Genomic DNA, 21,530 nt, shown 5'->3' on the forward strand with positions numbered 1-21,530 from the left:
CTGGCCGGGCGGACGCCGGTCAGCCGCGGACGCCGATCAGCCCAGCGAACGGATGCGGCGTCCTGGTGCCGCGGCGACCGCGGCGGCGATCTCGGCATAACCCGCGAGCATCGCGTCGGCGGTGCCCGGATCGAGTCGTTGCTCGGTGAAGAACACCCGAACCGCGGTGTCATGAGCGGATGGCATCACCGCGAATTCCAGGTCGAAGCGGCTGAGCACATCGGGAACCAGCGCCTCGACGGCGATGTCACCCGCGGTGATCGTCCGCTCGATCGGGGCGGCCGCCGCCTGGAAGACGACGCTGTCCACCGGTGTCCCGCTCCCGCTGGCCTTGGTGCGGAGCAGATGGTAGGGCATGCCCTGGTGGGTGAACGCGCCGACGACCGCCTCGTGCGCACGTCCGACGAGTTCGGTGAAGGTATCGTCCGGCGCGCAAAAGCTGCGCAGCACAAGCAGGTTCGTGAGCTGGCCGACGGTACGTTGCGTCTCCCGCCGGGAACGGTTGGCGAACAAGGAAGCAACCGACAGGTCGGTTTGTCCACTGAGGCGGTGCAGCAGGACGTAGAAGCAGGCGAGCAGCACCGCGAACACCGTCGTGTGACAGTCCCGCGCCAACTGCGCGAGCTGTTGGGACACCGGCTGACCGAGCGCGCGGCTGCGGCTCGTCCGTTTCCCGGTCACGCCCGCCTCGAGCGGTTTCAGCGGCAGCTCGAGCGTCTGCAACCCGGCGAGGCGAGCCTCCCAGTATTCGCGGTGGCGTCGGCCTTGCGGGCCGGCCAGGTAGCGCCGTTCCGCCGCCGCGAAGTCCGCGAACTGCCAGTCGACCGGCTCGGGATCCCGGCCGTCGAGCAGCGCGGCGAAGTCCTCCAACAGGATTGTGCTGGACCACAGATCGCACAACATGTTGTGCACATTGAGGCAGAGAATCGCTTCCCTGTCGCCCAATCGCCACAACACCGCGCGCAGCGGGCGCACGGTCGCGTCGATCGGCGTGCGCAGTTCCCGGTACACCTCCTGGAAAGCGACCGACGCGGCATCGGAACGCCCGGAAAGATCAACGAGATTCGCCCGCACCGGAATCGGTTCACCGATGGCCTGGGTCAATTCCCGGCCCTTGCCGGTGAATGTGGTCCGTAAAGCTTCGTGCCATTCGACAAGGGCCGACAATGCGGAATCCACGACAGCCGAGTCGACTGCACCGCGGAGGCGACACAGGGTCGGACAGTTGAGTGCGCCGTGCCGATCCCGATATCGCTCCAGGAACCACAGCAGTCGCTGTCCGGTCGATGCGGGTTCTTCGCGAATGGTCATCGAAACCCCTTTGATGACACGAGGAAAACAGCAATTGCCGCTGTGGTCGACAATATTGCTTTCCGAACAACAGCGCACCGATACTGACCAGGTGGACGTCGACAAATCCGGCTTGCCGCCCCGGATAGAGGCGCACACGCTGACGATGCTGAACGACCCGTATCCCAAATACGCGGAACTGCGGCAAGCTGGGGCGTTGTGCCGGGGTGGGCCCGCGCAATGGCTGGTCACCAGATACGCGGATGTGGCCACGCTGCTGTCGGATCCGCGGCTGGCTCACCAATTTCCGGAGGCGTATCACCGGTTTTCGGCTGGGGACACCCCGATTCGATCCTTCTTCCAGCGCATCATCCTCGGCCGGGACCGACCGGATCACACGCACCTGCGCCGGTTGATGGGCCAGGCGATCAGTCCGGGTCTGGTCCGGCGATTGCACGCGGACATCACCACGCTGGTCGACGACCTGCTGCGCAAGGCTCAGGCCAAGGGCACTCTGGATCTGGTCGCGGACATCGCTTTTCCGCTTCCGGTCATGGTGGTCTGCCGACTACTCGGCATCTCGGCCGACGACCAGGACGAGGTCCGGCCGCATGCGATCGATCTCGGTAAGGCATTCGCCGCGGTGGTCCCCGAGCAGGAGCGCCTGGCCGGCGGCCGTGCGGTCACCTGGTTGCGGGCCTACATCGAGGAACTGCTGGCGCAGCGGCGTCGCAGGCCCGGCGACGATCTGCTCTCCCGCATGCTCACCGCCGAAGACGACGGACGCCGCCTCACCCACCAAGACATCGTCGACAACGCCGTCTTCCTGTTCTTCGCCGGGTTCGAAACCACCACCAGCCTCATCGCCACCGGCTCCGCCGCACTCCTCGACCACCCCGACCAACTCGCACTACTGCGCCGACAACCAAGCCATATACCGCACGCCATCGAAGAATTCCTGCGCTACGACGCACCGGTTCAAGTGACCGCTCGGCTCACCAAAGAGCCCATCGCGATCGCGGGCCGGACGATCAAGCCGGGACGGGTGGTGGTGCTGTCGATCGGTTCGGCCAACCACGACGAACGCCAGTTTCGTAATCCAGAGCAGCTGGACGTCATCCGTGACCCGAACCCGCACTTGTCCTTCGGTGGCGGCATCCACTACTGCCTCGGTGCCAGCCTCGCCCGCATCGAAGCCACGGTCCTGTTCACCGGGCTCATTCAACGATTCCCCACGATCGAGCCCGCGGGCGCGCCCGTTCGCCAACTCGGCGCGAGTTTCCGATCGTTCGCCCGGCTGCCGGTCCATCTTTCCGATCGCGCCGCGACGTCCTGACGCTCAGCGCCACACGGCATCGCCCTCCAGACCGGCCAGCCCCGCACCGAGGGTGCGGAAGAACTCACGCCCGGTCACCGCATGCTGGGTCACGCTGTGAATGTCCCGAAACCGCCGCTGCACGGGCGAGCTGTCGAAAACCGAAGAACCACCGGCAAGTTCGTAGGCGGTGTCGACCACGCTCGCCGCCAGCCGGGTCACCGTCGCACCGGTCGCCCGCAAGGTGAGCCGGTCGACCGGTTCGGGGCTCGGACCAACCGCGACTTGCGCCCGGTCGGACAGCAAAGCCTGTGCCGCAACCAGTTTCATCCGCGCTTCACCGAGCCGATCCTGAAACACCGGTGACTGCGCCAGTCCGTGCGCGCTGAACGCGGGTCGTTTCACCGCTGCCAGCTCGCAGATTTCGGCCAGCGCACCCGCCGCGATACCCACCGCGACCGCGCCGATGACGAAGCCGAGCTGGTCGTTGATGACGAGCCCGTCCTGGCGGCGCACCCCGGCCTCCCCGAGGACCGTACAACTGTATGCCGCCGGGCATTGTGTCGCGGCGGCCCGGACGTCGTGGCTGCCGGTGCCACGCAGGCCCAAGGACTGCCACGTGTCGATCACCTTGGCCGCCGCCGTCGGCACCACCATCATGCGCATCACCGGACGTTGCGCGGCGTCCAACAGGGGTTTGCCGTCTTCGAAGACGACGCAGTGCAGGTAGAACCAGTCGGCGTAGCGGCAGCCGCTGACGAACGGCCACCGTCCGGTCACCCGCCAGCCGTCGGCCACCTCCACCGCGGCACCCTTCGGAGCGAGGGCGCCCGCGCCGATGACATCCGGTCCGCCAGCGTAGATCTCGTCGAACGACGCGTCCGGCAGCAGGCCGAAGATCAGCGGGGCCGAACTCAGCACGGCGACCAGCCATCCCGCCGCACCATCCGCCCGCGCTACCCGCTCGATGACACGCAGTGCGTCCGGCAGGCCGATATCGGCACCGCCGTGCGAGCGTGGCACGAGCATGCGGAAACACCCGGCGGCGGACAGCTCGGCGAACAGATCGTCCGGAAGTCGGCGCGCGCGTTCGGCTTCGCCCGCGCGCTTGGCGATATGCGGCAGCACGCTGTCGAGGTTCTCCAGAATCCGGGCTGATGATTCCATCACTGCTCCTGTCGGGTCGCGCACCGAAACCCGGGCGCACGGCGGCGGGCACCGGGTGTCATCGCAGCGCCTCCGCCGGGTCGCTGTGCTGGGCGGCGTCGGCGATGTCCCGCAGGTCGTCGGCGGACAACCGGCGCACCGGGCCGAACCGCACCGGCGCGGGCGGGCCGAGCCGGGCCGCCACGTCCTGCCAGATCCGGCACAGGGCCAGGTGATATTGCCCCTCCCGCAACGGATCCGAGCCGCTGGCCCCGCTGATCCAGGCATGCACCATCGCTCGCCCCGCGGCTGCGGGCCAGACCTTGCCGTACAGAGCGCGATAGTCGACCGGTTCCGGGGCAACCATGGTCGTCGGTGTCGGCTGGTCGACCACCGCTGACTCACCGACTGCGCCGTGCCGGGGAAACCAGGGGCGCGGAGTCCATACCGTGGGGCCGTCCGTGCCCAGCATCGTCAGGTTTCCGCCCTCGGTGCCGAGGCAGATGCGGTGCAGCAGGTGCGCATGCCGGTCGGGGTCGCCCGCGTCCAGCTCGTTGTGTACCCGCAGCGTCAACGGGACCCCGGCCAGGACGCCGTGCAGACTGCGAAACGGTGCGCCCGCCGGGGCGCCGGGAACCGGTGCCGCATCGGCGAATTCGCACGGCCGTACGCCACCGACGATCCGGCCGAGGACGTCGAGCAGGGCATAGGCCACTTGGAAGCCACAGGCCGCATCGAGGTAGACCGGCCGCTGGCGGCGCAGCAGGGCTCGGCTCATATCGATGGTCGCGCGCACGACCGGCAGCTGCGGGTAGAAGGTGGTGAGCTGGTAACCGACGCCATTGCGGCGGGCGGTGCGCAGGCACTCGGCCAACTCGTCGTGATGCACCGGATGTTCCTGCAGCACAGGGATACCGCGAGCCATCAGTTCGAGGGCGATCGCGGTTCCTGGCCCGCCGAGCAGTCCGGAGCGGATCACCACACACGCCATATCGATGCTTGCCGGTAGCTCGTCGACCGTCGTGAACAGGGGAACGCCGAACTCCCTTGCGCAGTCGAGTGATTCCGGGCTGCCGCGCGCGAGGATGCCCGCCAACCGCAAAGGAAAGCCCGGCTGCCGAAACGCTGCCAGGTAGGTTCGGCCGAAACCGGTGCCGCACACCAGGGTCCGGGGTGCACCGCCGGTCGCCCCCGCCGGAACGGCGGTCATGTCGGTGAGGCTTCCACGATGTGCAGCTCACCGAGGCAGCGACCGGTCCAGTAGGCGATGGTGTCCGACCACGCCAGGTCGGAGTCGCCGTCGCGCACCAGCATGAGGTCCCCCGCGTATACGCGGGCTTCGAATCCGTCGAGTGCCGCGGCGGCGGGCCCGACGACAAAGGCGTCGGGATGGCTCATTCCGATCGCGGTGACGCTGTTCACCCGCGCGCCCGCCTCGGCGAGAGCGCAGGCGGTCTCGACGGCGAGCAAACCGCCGAAACCGAGTCCGACGAGCTGGAATTCGTCGATACCGCGGTCCAGCAGCGTGGCCGCGCACTCGTCGGCGAGCGGCGTGACCCGCCCGGCGTCCGGGCCGCAGACGGCCGCGAACACCGACCCGGCTCGGTAGCCGTCGGGCAGCTGGCCGGTGTCGTCGGCGAACAGGACGGTCGCCGATTCGCTGTCGGGCGGGCCGAGGATCTGCCGCAATTCCAGGCGTGGCCCGGTAGTCCCTGTGTCGACCGTGTCGAGCGCCGCGATCTCGGCGGCCATGCCCGCGACCGTCTGTGCGGTCAAGATCATTCGCAGCAGGTCGTCGAAAAGGATCGGCTCGGCGGCGGGCACGGTCTCCCCCACCAGCCGGGCGAGCCGAGCGGCGACGAGCGAATCGCCGCCGAGTTCGAAGAAGTTCTGGTTGCGTCCGACGGTGTCTCGGCGCAACGCTTGTGCCCATCGGCTCGCCAGCTGTGTTTCCAGCTCGGACCCGCGTTCCTCGTCGAGTGCGGCGGGCCGGTCGGTTGTTCGGTGCGACAGCCACGATTCGAGCGTGCGCTGATCGACCTTGCCGTTTCCGGTCAGCGGCAGCGCATCGATCACCTGTAGTTCGGCCGGCACCATATGGTCGGGCAGGCGCTGTCGCAGGTAGTCGGTGAGTTCACCGATGTCGATCCGCGCGCGGTCCGGCTTGGCTTGCGCGGCGAACACCGCGATGCCGAGGCCGGCGACCGCCGCATCGGACTCCGGCAGCTGCCGCACATTCCGGAAACCCGCTCTGCCGAGGGCCCGCTGCCACTGCTCCGTGCCGAGAAAGACCTCGTCCCGGCCGCCGCGCTCGTCGACGATCTCCTCGGCCCGCCCGAGCAACAGTTCGAGGGAGATCATCACGTGCGGATGATCGCGCGTCATCTCGGACAACAGCAGCCACCCCCCTGGGGCCAGCAGTTCGCCGAGGCGGCGCAGCACGCCGTCGATGTCCCGGGTCGCGTGCAGCACATCGGCCGCGACGATCACATCGAAGGTATTGGGCGCGAAACCCTGTGGGCGATAATGCTGTTCGAGGTCGAACACGGCCATTCGCAACCACGGTGCGGCGCCGAGCCGTTGCCGTGCGTCGCCGAGGAAGAACGTCGACAGATCGGTGAACAGGTAGTCGACATCGCGGTCGGCGGCCGTCTCGATTCGCCCGCGCGCGGAGCCGCCACTGCCGCCACCCACCTCGAGCACCCGCAACCGGCGACCGGAGGGCCAGGCCGCGATGAGGTGCCGCAGTGCGGCGTCCATTCGCGCGGCCGCGCCCCTGCTGCCCGCCGAACACGAGTAGACGGCTTCGGCCACATCGGAACGGCCCTGCGGAAACAACAGACCGAGCGGGTCCTGCGCGCCGGTGAGCAGGTCGGGCAGCTTGTCGGCAGACGCACGGATGTAGCGGATGAGCTCGGCTTCGCCGAACCGATAGGCCATGCGGGCGATTCGATCCCACGGGGGTTCGTCCGCGACCGGGGCCGCGGACAGGTACTCGCCGTTTTCCATGCGCAGCCGACCGGATCGGACGAGCGTCCGCAGCCAGCGCCGTACCAGCCGGGCGTGTTCGGGCCGCACAGCGGCGGTGATCTGCTCGGCCCGGTGCCGGTCGGTGACCACATCGAAGAATCCCAGAGTGCGCAGCGTCGACCACATCACCGCGAGAGCCTTCGCGGTGAGTGCCGAGTAGTACTCCGCGTACTCGACCGGATCCGTTTCCGCACTGAATGTTGCGGCCGCAGCGGCCGGACCCGCCGCAACCGCGGTCTCAGCCGCACCGGGCAGCGTCGCCGCGGTGACGAATGCGGCGAGCCGACGATCCTGCCGGTCGCCGGCGGCTACCAGTGCGGCACCGGACACCGCGGGATGGGTGGCCAGGCAGTATTCGATCTCGGCCAGTTCGATCCGGTGACCGCGGACCTTCACCTGCCGATCCTCCCGGCCGAGGAACTCGATGACGCCGTCGTCGCGGAAGCGGCCGAGATCGCCGGTGCGGTAATGCCGCACGCCGGTCTCCGGATCCTCGATGAATCGTTCGGCGGTGCGCCGCGGGTCACCGAGATAGCCGAGGGCGACACCCGCGCCACCGATGTACAGTTCGCCGGTCGTCCAGTCGGGGCACGGTTGCCCGAAATCGTCGAGGACGTCCACGGTCTGGTTCGTCAGCGGTGTTCCGTACGGGATGCTGCGCCACGACTTCGACCCGTCCTCGATCGGGAAGCAGATCGACCACACCGCGGCTTCGGTCGCACCGCCGAGACTCACCATGGACAGGCCCGGTAGCCGGGAGCGGAGGCGATCGGGCAGATCGACGGGGATCCAATCTCCGGAGAGCAGGGCAAGGCGCAGTGCGGAGAGATCACACTCCGCGCCGGACTCCAGGTAGTAGTCCAGCATCTGCAACTGCGCGGGCACCGAATTCCACACCGTGACACCGTGTTCGGCGATCAGCTCGGCCCAATGCGCCGGATCGCTGCGCCGTTCCGGCACGGGCAGCACGAGGGTACCGCCGACCGCGAGGGTGCCGAAGATGTCGTACACGGACAGGTCGAAACCCAGCTGAGCCAGGCCGAGCACCCGATCGGCGGCGGTGACGTGGAATCGCCGATTGATGTCGTCGAGGGTGTTGACGGCGGCTCGGTGGCTGATCATCACGCCCTTGGGGCGTCCGGTGGAACCGGAGGTGTAGATGACATAGGCGAGGTCGCCGGGATCGCGGCGGTGCCGTTCGGCGCGCGGCTGTTCGAGCGGCACGGGTGCCGTCGTGTCGACGACGAGCCAGGTCGTGCCGTCCGAATCGTCGGGATCGATCCAGGGCTGGGTAAGTACCTGCCGCACACCGGCATCGGCGAGGATGTCCCGGCGCCGCATCGGCGGCTGGCTGGTGTCCACCGGCAGGTACGCACCGCCCGCCAGCAGGATGCCGAGCACGGCGACGACCTGTGCCACCCCTTTGTCCATCACCACGGCCGCGAGCTCGCCGGGATCGAATCCGTTGTCCTGCAGCACGTTCGCTACTGCGGCCGCGCGGTCGCACAACTGCGCGTAGCTGAGTGTCTGCCGCGTATCGACGACGGCAATGCCGTCCGGTGTCCGCGCCGCCTGAGCGAACACGCCCTCGTGCAGCAGTGTGCCGGACAGCGGGGCCGACTGCCGAACGGCGGCGCGGCAACGCTGTTGTGCGGCGGGTAGCGGGATCGGATGGTGCTGACGCCAGACGTCCGGTCCGGCCGACATCCGGTGCAGCAGCGCCGCGAAGGCGTCGAACATGTCGTCGACCACGTCGTCGCGCAGCACACCCTCGCGAATGTCCCAGTTGATCGCGACGCCGTCGCGGCGCGGCAGCACCTGACAGTCGATCCAGACCTGCGGTGTCTGGGTGATGCCGTAGCCGAATTCGCCGACACCCGCGGTGTCCGCGTCCGCGCCGAGGCCGAGGGCGCTGGTGAAAACCACTGGAAAAAGGACGGATTCGCCGTGTGCGCGACGCGCCAACTCTCTGGCCACGTCCAGGCCGGTGAATCGCCGATGGTCCATATCCGACCACAGTTGGGCCTGGGCCGCCGCCACCCGCTCGGCGAGACTGCTGCCCTGCGGTGGCGCGATCGCCAGCAGGTTCGTCGAGGTGAAATCGCCGACGAGGGCACCGACCTGCGGGTGCAGGGGGTAGCGGTTGAGCATGGTCACCGTCAGCGTGAACGACCGATGGCGGCTCCATCGGCCGATGGTTTCGGCATACGCGCCGAGGAGCGCACCTGAATCCGTGACGGCCGACTCGGCGGCGTACGCGCGCAAGGCCGTCCATTCGGCGCCACTCAAAGCCGTTGACCTGCGGCGGAATCGAGGCGGCGGGCCGGGTGCGGCGGGATCGTTCATCGCCAGCTCGGGCGCGGGCGGCAGGGTGTCGATCCGCCTGAGCCAGTAGGCGCGGTGGCGCTGATACTCGATCGTGCGCTGCTTATCCGCCGTGGCCAGGACATAGTCCCGGAAGGTGATGTCGAGGGCGGGCAGGGTGGTTTCCGGATCGGTGTACAGCAGGTGCAATTCGGCAAGCAGTCGTTGGGTACTGGCGAAGTCTGCGATCAGCAGGTCGATGGAGAAGTGCAGGATGCTGGTCTCCTCGGCCAGGGTCACCCGCAACTCGAACAACGGCCAGACGCCGGGGTCGTGCATCTGATGGCTCATCTCGGCCCTGGCCGCCGTGACGGCCGCGGCAGCGCCGTCGACGGTGCCGCGCACGTCGACGACCCGGATCCGGTAGTCGGGCACGCTCGGTAACACCCGCTGCGAACCGTCGGCGTCGATGACCGCACGCAGCATGTCGTGGCGTCGGACGAGGTGTTGCCACGCACGTTGCAGACGATCGAAATCCAAGTGTGGGAACGGGATTTCGCCGTAGCCGTGGCAGGCTACACCGCCGTAGTCGAACAGGGTGTTGCGGCCGAGGAGGTAGGCCGACTGGACGTCGGTCAGCGGAAACGGCAGGTGCCGGGCATCGGGATCGGGCACCAGGGCCAGTTCGGGGCCGTCGCGCAACTGCGCGATGACCTCTTCCCGGCACTGCCGCAGCCGATCGCGCCGATCGGTGGTCATCGCGCCCTTCGGCGCGCGGAAGCGCAGTGCCCCCGATTCCTCCCACAGGGTGATGCCCGCCGCCTCGAATTCGACGATGAGTTCCGCGACCGTCGTCATACGGTCCCCTCCTCGAATGCCGTCGTCCGCCCGGCCAGCTCGGCGTCGATGATCGCCGCTTGCTCACCGACGGTGTTGGCGCTGTATATCTTTCGCAATGTCATTGCCGCCCCGAAATGCCGGTTCAGTGCCTCCACCAGACGGGTGGCCGTCAGGCTGTCGCCGCCCGCGACGAAGAAACTGATCCCGCGATCGGGCAGTGCGCTCGACAGCACCCGCGCCCATATCTCGCAGATCGTCTGCTCGGTGGGTGTCGCCGGTGCGGCGACGGGCGGCGGCAGTTCGATCTCGTCGCGCGCGAGCGCGGCGGCGATCGCCGCACGGTCGATCTTTCCGTTGCCGCTGACCGGAAGCCGGTCGACAACAACAATCCGGTCCGGCAGCATGGCACTCGGCAGACGATCGACCAGGTTCGATCGCACCCGGGCCGGATCGAGCTGGGGATCGGCGGACATCACCGTCGCGACAAGCCGCCGACGCGGTGACCCGACGACCGAAACGACGGCTCGGGTGATCTGATCGTCGGCCTCCAGCGCGGCTTCGATCTCGCCGATCTCGATGCGGTGACCGCGGATCTTGATCTGCTGGTCCCGGCGGCCGAGGAAGACGAGGGTGCCGTCGGGTAGGTAGTGGCCGATATCGCCGGTGCGGTACCAACGCTCGCCCTGGTGGGTGACGAAGGAACGGGCGGTCAGGTCGGGGGCGTGGCGGTATCCGCGCGCGACTCCTGTTCCGCCGATCCACAATTCGCCGGGAACCCAGTCCGGGCGATCCCGGCCCCGCTCGTCCACCACCCGGTACTTCTGATTGCGCAGCGGGAAGCCGTACGGAATGGACTTCCACTCCGGCGCCACCGTGCCGACCTCGAAACTGTTGGACCAGATCGCCGCCTCGGTGGCCCCGCCGAGTGCGACGAACCGGCAATGCGGCACCTGCGCGGCCAACCGGCCGGGCAGGTCCAGGCCCACCCAATCGCCGGAAACCAGTGCCAGCCGCAAACTCTCGCCCAGCGGTAACCGATCGCCGACGACCAGCAGCATGTCGAGCAACGCCGGTACCGAGTTCCAGACCGTGACGCGGTGCCGCCGGACCAGCTCCGCCAGGACCGCCGCGTCGCGCCGATCCTGTTCGGCGATGAGGACCAGCGCCGCACCGGCCGAGAGCGTGCCGAAGATGTCGTAGACGGACAGGTCGAAGTCGAGCGCGGACACGGCGAGCACGCGGTCGTCCGCGCCGATGCCGTACCGGGAGTTGATGTCGTCGACCGTGTTCGCCGCCGCCAGGTGGGATACCTCGACGCCCTTCGGCTCGCCGGTGGAACCGGACGTGTAGATCACGTACGCGGACGCCGCCTGCGAGGTCCGCGCGAGTTCATCGATCGGCGGCCAACTGGCGGCATCCCCGATGTCGAGGGCTTGCACGGGAGCCGACCAGGTCGGCCCCGCCGCGTCCACCAGCACCCACCGCGCCTGCGCACCGGCACGGATTCGCTCGCGGCGGGCCACCGGTTGATCTATCCCGACCGGGACATAGACCCCGCCCGCGGCAAGCACTCCGAGCACCGCGGCGATCTGGCCCGGTCCCCGCGCCACGTTGACGATGACGGGTTCCCCGGCCGCGAGCCCCTTGGCCCGGAGCATCCCTGCGATGCCGCGCGCCAAGTGCGCGAGTTCGCCGTAGGACGTGACCGACTCGCCGAACCAGAGGGCGGGCCGCTGCGGCGACTCGGCGGCGCGCTCGAAGAATGGTTCGTGCAGTAGCCAAGCCGGGGATGGGCCCTCGGTCGCGTTCACCCGAGCGCGCACTTCGGCCTGCGCGCCGGGCAGCAGTTCGGGGACGGGCCGATCCCAGTCCACGTCCTGCTGCCCGAGCCAGTGCAGCAGGCGCAGGTAGGCGGCGAACATCTCGTCGACCACGCCCGGCTGGAACAGTTCCTCGACCACATCCCAGTTGATCAGCAGGCCACCGTCGTGTTCGGTCACCTGCTGGTCCAGCCAGACCTGGGGTGTTTGGGACGAGGTCCACACCGGCTGTCCGAAACAGGACCGCACGTTCTCGCCATACAGCTCACCCATGCCGACGGCGCTGGTGAACACCACGGGCGCAATCGATACCGTGCCAGGACGTTCACGCATGATGTCGCGCACGACGTCGAGTCCGGTGTAGGCGGTGTTGGCCAGATCCGCGTGCAACTGACGCTGCAATCCGGCGGCGTGCTCGGCGAAGGTGCGCGGAACGGAGCAATCGACTTGCAGCAGCACGATATTGGTGAAATCCCCGACGACCCGCGCGATGTCGGGATGCACCGGTTCCCGGTCGAACACCGGCAGGTTCAGCAGGAAGCGGGATTCCTCGCTCCACCTCGCGATGACCTCCGCGAAGGCGGTGGCCAGCACGACCGGCAGCGTCAACCCCGCGGCCCTCGCCCGCCTCGCGAGCACGTCCTTCTCGGTGGCGTTCAACCAATGGTGGCTGCGCCCGGCTGTACCCCGGCTCAACCGCTCCGGATCGACGGCGAGCGGCAGCCGAGGCGGGCCGGGTAGCTGCGCGATTCGCTGCTGCCAGTAGGCCTGCGCGCGGCTGCGCTCGGCGGCACGCCGGTCACCGAGCTCGGCCAGATATTGCGCGAAGCCGTATTCCACCGGCGGCAACGACGCTGCCGGGTCTCGGTAGAGCGTCGCGAGTTCGTCGAGGACGACCTGGAAACTCGTGGCATCCGCGATGAGCATGTCGATGTTCAGGTGCAGTCGCGTCCGGCTGTCCGGCAGCAGTGACAACCGGACGTCGAACACCTCGCCCCGCGCATTGTCCATCCGCAGGCCCGCGAGCCGGGCACGCAGCACGGCGAGTTCGTGATCGACTGCCGCGCAGTCCAACTCACGCAGGTCGTGCACGATGACACCGGGCCACGGGCTGTCCGGCAGCACCCGTTGCCGCCCGTCGTCCAGGAACACCGCGCGCAACATGGGGTGCCTGCGCACCAGCAGCCGCATCGCCTGCTCTAGCCGATCCGCTAGGACGCCGTGGCCGTCGAGCTCGGCGTAGTAGTGGGCGTTGACATCACCGAGCGCCGACCCGCCCGCGCTGCCGATCCAGTACGCCTGCTGCATCGGCGCGAGCTCGAACGGCTCGGTGTCGAGGACCGCGGGCGCGGTGGATGGTGTTCCGTTGGTACGGGATTCGCGCACCAACTGCCACCAAGCGGCAACGGTCGGCGTCTCGATCAGCTCGGCGAAGGTGACCCCCACGCCGTGCGCACGCAACGCGCTGGCGACATGCATCAACTGGAGCGAATCGATACCGAGGGCGATGAGATCGGCACTGTCGGAGTAGGCAGCGGGTAGTTGCGCGGCCGCGTCGTCTTCGTGCAACTGCCGCGCCACGATCCCGCGCACCGTTTCGATCGTGACAGTTCCGGTTTGGCTACGCTCACTCACAGCACAATCTCAATTCACGTCGTTTCCCGAAACGAAACGACCAACAGGGTTTGACATAGGCGATTTCGAACACCGAAGCCTCCCCCCGACAGGACGCCTGCGTCGAGACACACAGCCCTATTCAACCCGTCGCAGCGAATATGAGATGCCGCCCGCGAATTGTGCGTTCGATGATTTCCGCCGTCCCGCTGGCGGGACAGATCAACCCGGCGCGGCAACCGTCCGGTCGAATATCGGCCGCGCTCTTGCGAGATTTCCGTCCGCGCGCCGACAGTGATCGGCATGCGAGAGGTTCGGTCCGAACTGGCCCCACGTTTCGACACCTCGAGTCCGGCGCTGCGGGAGAATCCGTACCCGGCTTACGCCAGGTTTCGCGCGGCCGGACCCTTGTGCCGTGGCGGGCCCGCGCAGTGGGTGGTCACGCGGTACGCCGATGTCGCGAATCTGCTCAAGGATCACCGGCTCGGCAGCCAGTTCCCGGAGGAATACCACCGGTTCTCCCTCGGCGACGGACCGGCGACGGAATTCCTGCGGCGGGTCATCCTGCATCGGGATCGGCCCGACCACACCGTGTTACGGCGTTTGACGGGCAGCGCATTCGGGCCCGGATTGGTGCGCACCATGCACGAGTGGATCGAGCGACTGGTCGACGACCTGCTCGCCGATGCCCGCGAGCGCGCCCAGATCGACGCGGTGACCGATCTCGGCTACCTGCTCCCGGTCCTGGTCATCTGCGAGCTGCTCGGTATCCCGGCCGACGACCGCGACGCTATTCGGCCGCGGGCGTTCGACCTCGGCAAGGCATTCTCGACCAGCGTCGGCGCGGCCGACCGGGCGGCGGCCGACGACGCCGTGGTCTGGCTGCGCGATTACCTGGACAACCTACTCGAGCAGCGGCGTCGCAGGCCCGGCGACGATCTGCTCTCCCGCATGCTCACCGCCGAAGACGACGGACGCCGCCTCACCCACCAAGACATCGTCGACAACGCCGTCTTCCTGTTCTTCGCCGGCTTCGAAACCACCACCAGCCTCATCGCCACCGGCTCCGCCGCACTCCTCGACCACCCCGACCAACTCGCACTACTGCGCCGACAACCAAGCCACATACCCCACGCCATCGAAGAATTCCTCCGCTACGACGCACCGATTCAGAGCCGGTTACGGCTGGTGCTGGAGCCGCTACGGATCGCGGACCGGACCCTCCGGCCCGGGCGCGTGGTCCTGCTGTCGATCGGTTCGGCCAACCACGACGAACGCCAGTTCCACGACCCCGAACGCCTCGATGTCACCCGGAATCCGAACCCGCACTTGTCCTTCGGTGGCGGCATCCACTACTGCCTCGGCGCCACCCTCGCCCGCATCGAAGCCACCGTCCTGTTCACCGAACTCATTCAACGGTTCCCCACCATCGAGCCCGCGGGCCCGGCGGTCCGCCAACTCGACGGCGCCTTCCGCACCTACAGCGCGGTACCGATGCGGCTGTTGCCGCGTTGACCCGCACCGGATCCGGGGGGAGCAATTTCGGTGCTCGGTGGTGCCGCGCCCGGTGGCATGTGCCCTAATCGGAGGTGCTCCGAGAGGCCGTGCCGGGCAACGGTCCTCGACCACGAGATCGTGCGAGGTGTGCTGGCAGTGCCGGATACAACTACCACCCAGGCCAGGAACAGCAGGGCCGAATTGCCCATCGCGACGCTGGCGGCGACCGCGGACTACGCGTTCGCCTTCGCCGTGCGCGCGGTCGCCAGGCTCGGGGTGGCCGATCACCTCGGCGATGGTCGACGGCACATCACCGAGCTGGCCGAAGCCGTTGGTGCGCAACCTGATCCGCTGTACCGATTACTACGTGCGCTCGCCGTGAAAGACGTCTTCGCCGAGCCGCGGCCCAAGGTCTTCGAGCTGATGCCGTCGGGGCAGTTGCTACGCACCGAGCACCCGTTCTCACTGCGGGACGTGTATTCCGGCGCCGGTGCCGACGTGCGCGCTTGGGGGGCATTCGATTACAGCCTGCGCACCGGCGCCGCCGCGTTCGATCGGGTGCACGGCTGCGATTTCGCGACCTATCGCAGCCGGAACCCGATCGAGGACGCGGAACTGGACCGGGCTCAGCACGCGGGCACCCGGCTCGATCTGCTCACCTTGATCCGGGGCTATCCGTGGGCCGCGGCGCGCACCGTCGTCGATGTGGGTGGCGGCACGGGTGCGTTGATTTTCGCGCTGCTGCAACGGTTTTCCGCGATGCGGGGGACGTTGTTCGATCTGCCGCACGTTGTCGCCCAGGCGCGACCGGAGCAGTACGGTGCCGATGTCGCCGAGCGCTGTGTGCTGGTGGGTGGTGACTTCTTCGACTCGGTGCCCGCCGGCGCCGATATGTATGTCCTCAAGACCGTCGTCGGCGGATGGGACGACGAGCACGTCGTCGCGATCCTGCGCACTGTCCGCGCCGCGATGCGCCAGGACAGCACGCTGGTCGTGCTCGAGCCGATCATGGGTTACGGCGAGGAGTTCACCCTCGGCAATGTCGTCCACCTGCGCACGCTGCTGCTGTACGGCGGACTGGATCGCACCATGGACGACTACAACCGTCTGCTCGCGAGTGCGCGGTTGCGCCCGACGCGGGTGATTCCGCGGGTGACCCTGCCGATCATCGAGGTGGTCGCACAGTGACCACCGAGCGAATATTGCCTGCCCGATTCGATCCGTTTCAGCGGACCGAGCACGACGACCCGGCTTACCTGTACGCCGAGATGCGCGCCGCGGGTGCCGTCTGCCGTGGCGGACCCGCCCAGTGGCTGATCCCGCGCTACCAGGAGGTTTCCCGGCTGCTACGCGATGCCCGGCTCGGCCAGTTCCAGTTCGCGGACGCCTACCGGCTCTTCCCCGCCACCCTGCGCCAGTCCCTCGGCGACGGCCCGGCGAACAGCTTCACCCAGCGCGTGGTCGCCGGTCTCGATCGGCCCGCGCACGGGCCGGTCCGGCGGTTGCTCGCGGAATCGTTCACCGCCGCGCGAGTGCAGGCCATGTCCGATCGGATCGCAAGCCGGACAGGCGAACTCCTCGACGCCGCCGCCGACACCGGTGGCTTCGACGCCGTCGAGGATTTGGCGTTTCCGCTGCCGCTGACCATCCTCGGCGAACTGCTGGGGATCGCACCCGACGAGCGGGAACAGGTCGGGCATCAGGTGCTCGAGCTCGCGAAGATCTTCACCGCCGTGCTCTCCGACGAGGATCGCGCCAGCGCCGACGCGGCGGTCACCTGGCTGCGGGACTATGTCGAGCAACTGGTCACCGCCGGTGCCGGGACCGACACCGTGCTCGACCGCATGGCGCACGCGCAGGCGGCGGGGACGGTCGACCGCGCGCAACTGCTGGACAACGCCATCTTCCTGCTGTTCGCCGGCCTGGAAACGTCGATGACGATGATCTCCAGCCTGTGCGCCGGGCTGCCCCGGCACCAGGATCAACTGACCATCTTGCGCGCCGACCCGGCGCTGGTGCCGTCGGCGGTCGAAGAAGTCCTCCGCTTCGACCCGCCGACCCGGATCACCGGGCGGATCGTGCTGGAACCGGTCCCGGTCGGCGACCGGGTATTGCGGGCAGGACGAGTGGTTTTCCTGCTCATCGCCTCGGCGAATCGCGACGAGCGCCAGTTCCGCGACCCCGAGACGTTCGACGTCACACGCCGTCCGAACCCCCATCTGAGCTTCGGCTCCGGCATGCACTACTGCGTCGGCGCCGGACTCGCCCGCCTCGAAGGCGCCATTGTGCTGCGGCAGCTGCTGGAACGTTTCGCCGTGTTCGAGCCGGGCGGCGAGCCGGTGCTGGCCGGGTCCGCGACCCTGCGGTCCTACCAGCACGTCCCGGTCCGCGTCGGAAGGAGTCGGTGATGCGACGACCAGCGGTGGACCGGCTCGATCTGCGGTCGATCATCGATCTGACCGAATTGGCCGACGACGTAAGCCCTTTCACGCTCCGGGCGCTGTGCACCCTCGGGGTCGCCGACGAACTGGGCCACGGCCCTCGATCGGTGGCCGACCTGGCGCGGACGCTCGACGCGCACGCGCCGTCGCTGTGGCGCGCACTGCGCGCGATGGTGCGAAAGGGCATCTTCGCCGAACTGGAGCCCGGCCTGTTCGAACTCACCGCGGCGGGTGAATTCCTGCGCACCGACCATCCACTGTCCATGGCGACGGCACTGCGCCTCATCCCGTCGGAAATCGCGGCATGGACCGCGCTGGCGGACGGAATAAGCTCGGGCACCACACCCTTCGAGCTCGCCAACGGTACCGACTACTGGACCCATTTGGCCGCGCAGCCGGAGCTGGCCCGATGGTTCCACCGATCCCAGCGCGACTCGACGCGACTCGAAGCGCTGGCGGTATTGCGCGCGTTCGACTGGGCGAGCGCGGCAACCATCGTCGATGTCGGCGGCGGCGACGGGACCTTCCTCGCCACGCTGCTGAACCGATACCGGGGCTTGCGCGGTGTGGTGTTCGACCGTCCCGAGGCCGTCGCGGCCGCCCCCGAGGTGCTCGCCGACGTGCGTGAGCGCTGCCGCGTCGAGGCCGGTAGCTTCTTCACCACACCGATCCCCGCGGGTGCCGATCTCTATGTGCTCAAACGCATTCTGTACGGATGGGACGACGCGAGCGCCACCCGAATTCTCGGCGCGATCCGCACCGCGATGCGACCCGACAGTCGGCTGCTGGTGATCGAACCCATCGCGCTGCCCGGCGACGAACTCGCGCTGCGGATCGACCTGATGATGCTCGTGCTGAGCACCGGGCGGGTGCGCACCGAGCCCGAGCTGGCCGAGCTGCTACGCGGGTCCGGGCTGGAAAGCAGCCGCGTCATCCCCACCAGGATGTACCCGATCCTGGAGGCCGAGCCGGTCTGAGACGACAATGGGCGACATGGCCCACCGAAACCGTCTGCACGCCCGGCTGCGGGAATTCAGCGCGCAACTCCCCGGTGCACAGGAAGACTTTCCCTGGGGCCGACCGGCGATGAAGGTGAACGGGAAGGTTTTCGTCTTTCTCGGACCGACCGACGGCGCCGAACGCGTCATCGGCGTGAAGCTCGACGAATCCAGGGAACAGGCATTGGCCGTCGATGGCGCGACGCCGGGCCGGCACAATCTCGGGCCGCACGGCTGGGTCACCATCCCGCTACACGACGGAATGTCCTACGAGATTTTGACGGACTGGGTCGTCGAAAGCTACCGGAATATTGCCTCGAAACACCTTGTCCGCGAGCTCGACAAGCGCGCGGGCGGCTGAAAAACTAATACTCGAGGAATTCTCGATAATTCTTCACCACTCCCCAGCAGGAAGTCAGTGGTTGGTGGAATGTACATCCTCGGATTGAATATCAGCCCGCATGATGCCTCGGCCGCGTTGTTGCGCGACGGCGCCCTGATGTGCCTCATCGAACAGGAACGAATAAGTCGCCGCAAACACGCCGTCTTCGAATCACCTGCCGACGCCGCGCGCGCGTGCCTCGCCGAAGCGGGCATCACGCTCGATTCGGTGGATACGATCGCGTTCGGCTGGAATATCGCGGACACTCCGCTGTCGGGCAGCAGACGGTTCACCCCGGATGGCGTGCGGCGGTGGCTGTTTCCCGATCGCAAGGTGACCAGCACCATGCCCGCGCTGGAGTGGGTACCGCACCACCTCGCCCACGCGGCCAGCTGCTACTACACCTGCGGCGAGGACGATGTCGCGATTCTGGTGGTCGACGGGGCGGGCGAGACCCAAGCCACGACACTGGCGCACGGATCCAGGGGCAGCATCGAGATCCTGCAGGAATGGCCGATCAGCCAATCACTGGGTTTCTACTACGGATTGGCCTCGCAATGGGCCGGACTGCACCTGCACTTCGGGCCCGGCAAGCTGATGGGCCTCGCCGGATACGGCAGAGCGCAGGCACCGATCGGCCTGGAGCGGCGGCCGAATGGCTACTGGATCACCGCCGCGGACGACTCGGTATCGCATCATGCCACCGGAGCCGACCGGTCCAAGGCGATCCGCTTGGAGATCCCCGCGGCCTTCGAACGGTCGGTGACCACTGCCTTCGCCCGGCACTATCCGTTCGTGCCGCGGCACGGCGAGGACGCGCTGTCCTACGCCGACTTCGCGGCAACGGTGCAACACGAGCTGGAGGAGGCGGCGTTCGGCCTTGCGCTGCATGCCAGGAAGCGGATCGCGTCCTCGACGCTCGCGCTGGCCGGTGGCGTGGCGATGAACTGTTCGATGGTCGGCAAGCTGATCCAGAGCCGCATCTACGACCGGATCTACGTCACCCCGGTGGCCACCGATGCCGGGGTGTCGCTCGGCGCCGCGCTGGTCGCCGCGGCCAGGCACCGGCCCTTCGCGCCGACCAACATCGACCATCCGTACTGGCAGTCCGCCATCACCGCGCGGTCCGCCGCCGCGGCGGTCGCACCCACCGGGCTGCATTGCCGGGCACTGCCCGAGCCGGACCTCGCCCGCTGCGCCGCGGCCGCCATCGCCGACGGCCGGATCGTGATGTGGGCGCGGGGCCGGGCCGAGATCGGCCAGCGCGCGCTCGGCGCGCGCAGTGTGCTCGCCGATCCGCGCGACCGGCGCACCTGGGAACGCCTCAACACCATCAAGGGCCGGGAGATGTGGCGACCGTTGGCGCCGAGCGTGCTCGCCGAGCACATCCGGGAGATCTTCGAGAGCCCCGTCGACGATCCGGCCCGGTTCATGTTGGCAGCGGCGAGTATTCGGCCCGCCATGCGCCGGGTGATTCCCGCGGTGACCCACGTCGACGGTTCGGCGAGGCCGCAACTGGTCGACCGGGCGACCAACCCGCTGTATTGGTCGCTGATCGAGCACTTCCGGCAGTTGACGGGCATTCCGACGGTCGTCAACACGTCGTTCAATCTCGCGGTCGAACCCATTGTGCACACCGCCGAGGACGCCGTCGCCACCTTCGTGCAGTCGGGCGCCGACCTCCTCGTCCTCGACAACCTGATGATCGCCAAGAGCGAGAGCGAGCTCGACACCGTGACCGCCGCCGAGGACGCCCGATGACCGAGCCGGTTCGACCGCGGCGGCGGGGCAACCTCGCGGAGGCAGCGGACCTGGTGTTCCCGTACGCGGTGCGGGTCGCCGCCACGCTGCGGCTGGCCGATTTCCTGGCGGACGGCGTCTGCGAGCTCACCGACCTGGCTGCCGCGGCGGGGGCCGAACCCGACGCGCTCGGCAGGCTCATGCGGTATCTGACCTGCCGCGGCGTGTTCGCGGAGACGGCACCGGACACCTATCGGCTCACTCCGGCGGCACGCATGCTGTGTAGCGACAGCACGGGCAACCTGCGCGCACTGCTGGATCTCGAAGGCCTCGGCGGCCGGTTGGATCGTCCGATGGCGGGTCTGCTGGAGTCCGTCCGCACCGGCTCGGCGTCGTATCCCGCCATCTTCGGCAAGCCCTTCTGGGACGATCTCGCCGAGCATCCCGAGCTCGGTCGAGCCTTCGACACGATGATGGCGGCGCAGGTCGGCGATGTCGCCGCCGAAGTCGCACAGGGCTTTTCGTGGTCCGAGGTCGGACACGTCGTCGATGTCGGCGGCGGCGCGGGCGCACTACTCACCGAGCTGTTGCGCACCTATCCCACGCTCACCGGCACACTCGTCGACCTGCCGGGACCCGCGAAGGCGGCGGCTCGCGTATTCGAGGAGGCCGGACTGGCCGATCGCTGCACCGTTGTCGAAGGCAGCTTCTTCGCGCCGCTGCCAACGGGCGGCGATGTGTACGTGCTGTCGGTCGTGCTGCACGACTGGGACGACCGGCAGGCCCGCGCGATCCTGCGTGGTTGCGCGCACGCCGCGGGCGCGGGCGGCACCGTGCTGGTCGTCGAGGGGCTCGCGGACGGGGATCTGCCGCCTGCCGTGTCCACCACACTCGACCTCCGGATGCTGGTCACGATGGGCGGCAAGGAGCGCACGCACGAACAGATGCGCACGTTGATCGAATCGGCCGGGCTCACCGTCGTCGCAGCACACCGGACAGCGACTCGCACGCTCCTCGAATGCCGGACGCGCGGACCGCGATAGCGGACGATGGACAGTGAACGTGCAGGTTGGCCCGGCCGGTGCCGGAGGATGCGAACGCCCTACAACGACT

The 21,530-nt window shown here is 68.3% G+C and carries 13 protein-coding genes; 8 read left to right on the forward strand and 5 right to left on the reverse strand.

The genetic code is table 11. The features are described from left to right. Positions 1-36: 36 nt before the first annotated feature. Entirely contained in the window at positions 37-1,311 is a 1,275-nt protein-coding gene (locus ACFK0J_RS22080; RefSeq protein WP_378730166.1) for a condensation domain-containing protein, read from the reverse strand. A gap of 91 nt (positions 1,312-1,402) precedes the next feature. Here ACFK0J_RS22080 and ACFK0J_RS22085 point away from each other — a divergent pair, with 91 nt between their 5' ends. Beyond that, the gene (locus tag ACFK0J_RS22085) at positions 1,403-2,626 is read left to right on the forward strand and encodes a cytochrome P450 (RefSeq protein ID WP_378730168.1); all 1,224 of its coding nucleotides are present in this window, start codon (positions 1,403-1,405) and stop codon (positions 2,624-2,626) included. A 3-nt stretch (positions 2,627-2,629) separates the two neighbouring features. Here the strand turns inward: ACFK0J_RS22085 and ACFK0J_RS22090 are convergent, their stop codons facing one another. The 4 genes from ACFK0J_RS22090 to ACFK0J_RS22105 are packed head-to-tail and all read right to left on the reverse strand — an operon-like array spanning position 2,630 to position 13,380. Beyond that, entirely contained in the window at positions 2,630-3,772 is a 1,143-nt protein-coding gene (locus tag ACFK0J_RS22090) for an acyl-CoA dehydrogenase family protein (protein ID WP_378730170.1), read from the reverse strand. Between the two features lie 58 nt (positions 3,773-3,830). Beyond that, positions 3,831-4,961, reverse strand: a complete 1,131-nt coding sequence (locus ACFK0J_RS22095; protein ID WP_378730172.1) for a Gfo/Idh/MocA family oxidoreductase — start codon at positions 4,959-4,961, stop codon at positions 3,831-3,833. After that, positions 4,958-9,943, reverse strand: a complete 4,986-nt coding sequence (locus ACFK0J_RS22100; RefSeq protein WP_378730174.1) for an amino acid adenylation domain-containing protein — start codon at positions 9,941-9,943, stop codon at positions 4,958-4,960. Before ACFK0J_RS22100 ends, ACFK0J_RS22095 begins: the two co-directional genes overlap by 4 nt. Then, a complete protein-coding gene (locus ACFK0J_RS22105; RefSeq protein WP_378730176.1) occupies positions 9,940-13,380 on the reverse strand; it encodes an amino acid adenylation domain-containing protein in 3,441 nt (1,146 codons plus the stop codon). The genes ACFK0J_RS22100 and ACFK0J_RS22105 overlap by 4 nt, the downstream gene beginning before the upstream one ends. A 282-nt stretch (positions 13,381-13,662) precedes the next feature. Between ACFK0J_RS22105 and ACFK0J_RS22110 the strand changes: the two genes are divergently transcribed. The 7 genes from ACFK0J_RS22110 (at position 13,663) to ACFK0J_RS22140 (ending at position 21,460) form a co-directional block, all read left to right on the forward strand. After that, a complete protein-coding gene (locus tag ACFK0J_RS22110; RefSeq protein ID WP_378730178.1) occupies positions 13,663-14,874 on the forward strand; it encodes a cytochrome P450 in 1,212 nt (403 codons plus the stop codon). Positions 14,875-15,012: 138 nt separating this feature from the next. Then, positions 15,013-16,044 carry a methyltransferase gene (locus tag ACFK0J_RS22115; RefSeq protein WP_378730180.1) on the forward strand — a complete coding sequence of 344 codons (1,032 nt, stop codon included), beginning with the start codon at positions 15,013-15,015 and terminating at the stop codon, positions 16,042-16,044. Then, entirely contained in the window at positions 16,041-17,264 is a 1,224-nt protein-coding gene (locus tag ACFK0J_RS22120) for a cytochrome P450 (RefSeq protein WP_378730182.1), read from the forward strand. Before ACFK0J_RS22115 ends, ACFK0J_RS22120 begins: the two co-directional genes overlap by 4 nt. Beyond that, a complete protein-coding gene (locus tag ACFK0J_RS22125; RefSeq protein ID WP_378730184.1) occupies positions 17,264-18,274 on the forward strand; it encodes a methyltransferase in 1,011 nt (336 codons plus the stop codon). Before ACFK0J_RS22120 ends, ACFK0J_RS22125 begins: the two co-directional genes overlap by 1 nt. Before the next feature lie 16 nt (positions 18,275-18,290). Beyond that, the gene (locus ACFK0J_RS22130) at positions 18,291-18,656 is read left to right on the forward strand and encodes an MmcQ/YjbR family DNA-binding protein (RefSeq protein ID WP_378730186.1); all 366 of its coding nucleotides are present in this window, start codon (positions 18,291-18,293) and stop codon (positions 18,654-18,656) included. Positions 18,657-18,725: 69 nt separating this feature from the next. Then, a complete protein-coding gene (locus ACFK0J_RS22135) occupies positions 18,726-20,438 on the forward strand; it encodes a carbamoyltransferase (protein ID WP_378730188.1) in 1,713 nt (570 codons plus the stop codon). Beyond that, entirely contained in the window at positions 20,435-21,460 is a 1,026-nt protein-coding gene (locus tag ACFK0J_RS22140; RefSeq protein WP_378730190.1) for a methyltransferase, read from the forward strand. The genes ACFK0J_RS22135 and ACFK0J_RS22140 overlap by 4 nt, the downstream gene beginning before the upstream one ends. The last annotated feature ends 70 nt before the right edge of the window (positions 21,461-21,530 follow it).

It is taken from the genome of Nocardia brasiliensis (assembly GCF_042691675.1).
Taxonomy (GTDB): domain Bacteria; phylum Actinomycetota; class Actinomycetes; order Mycobacteriales; family Mycobacteriaceae; genus Nocardia; species Nocardia brasiliensis_D.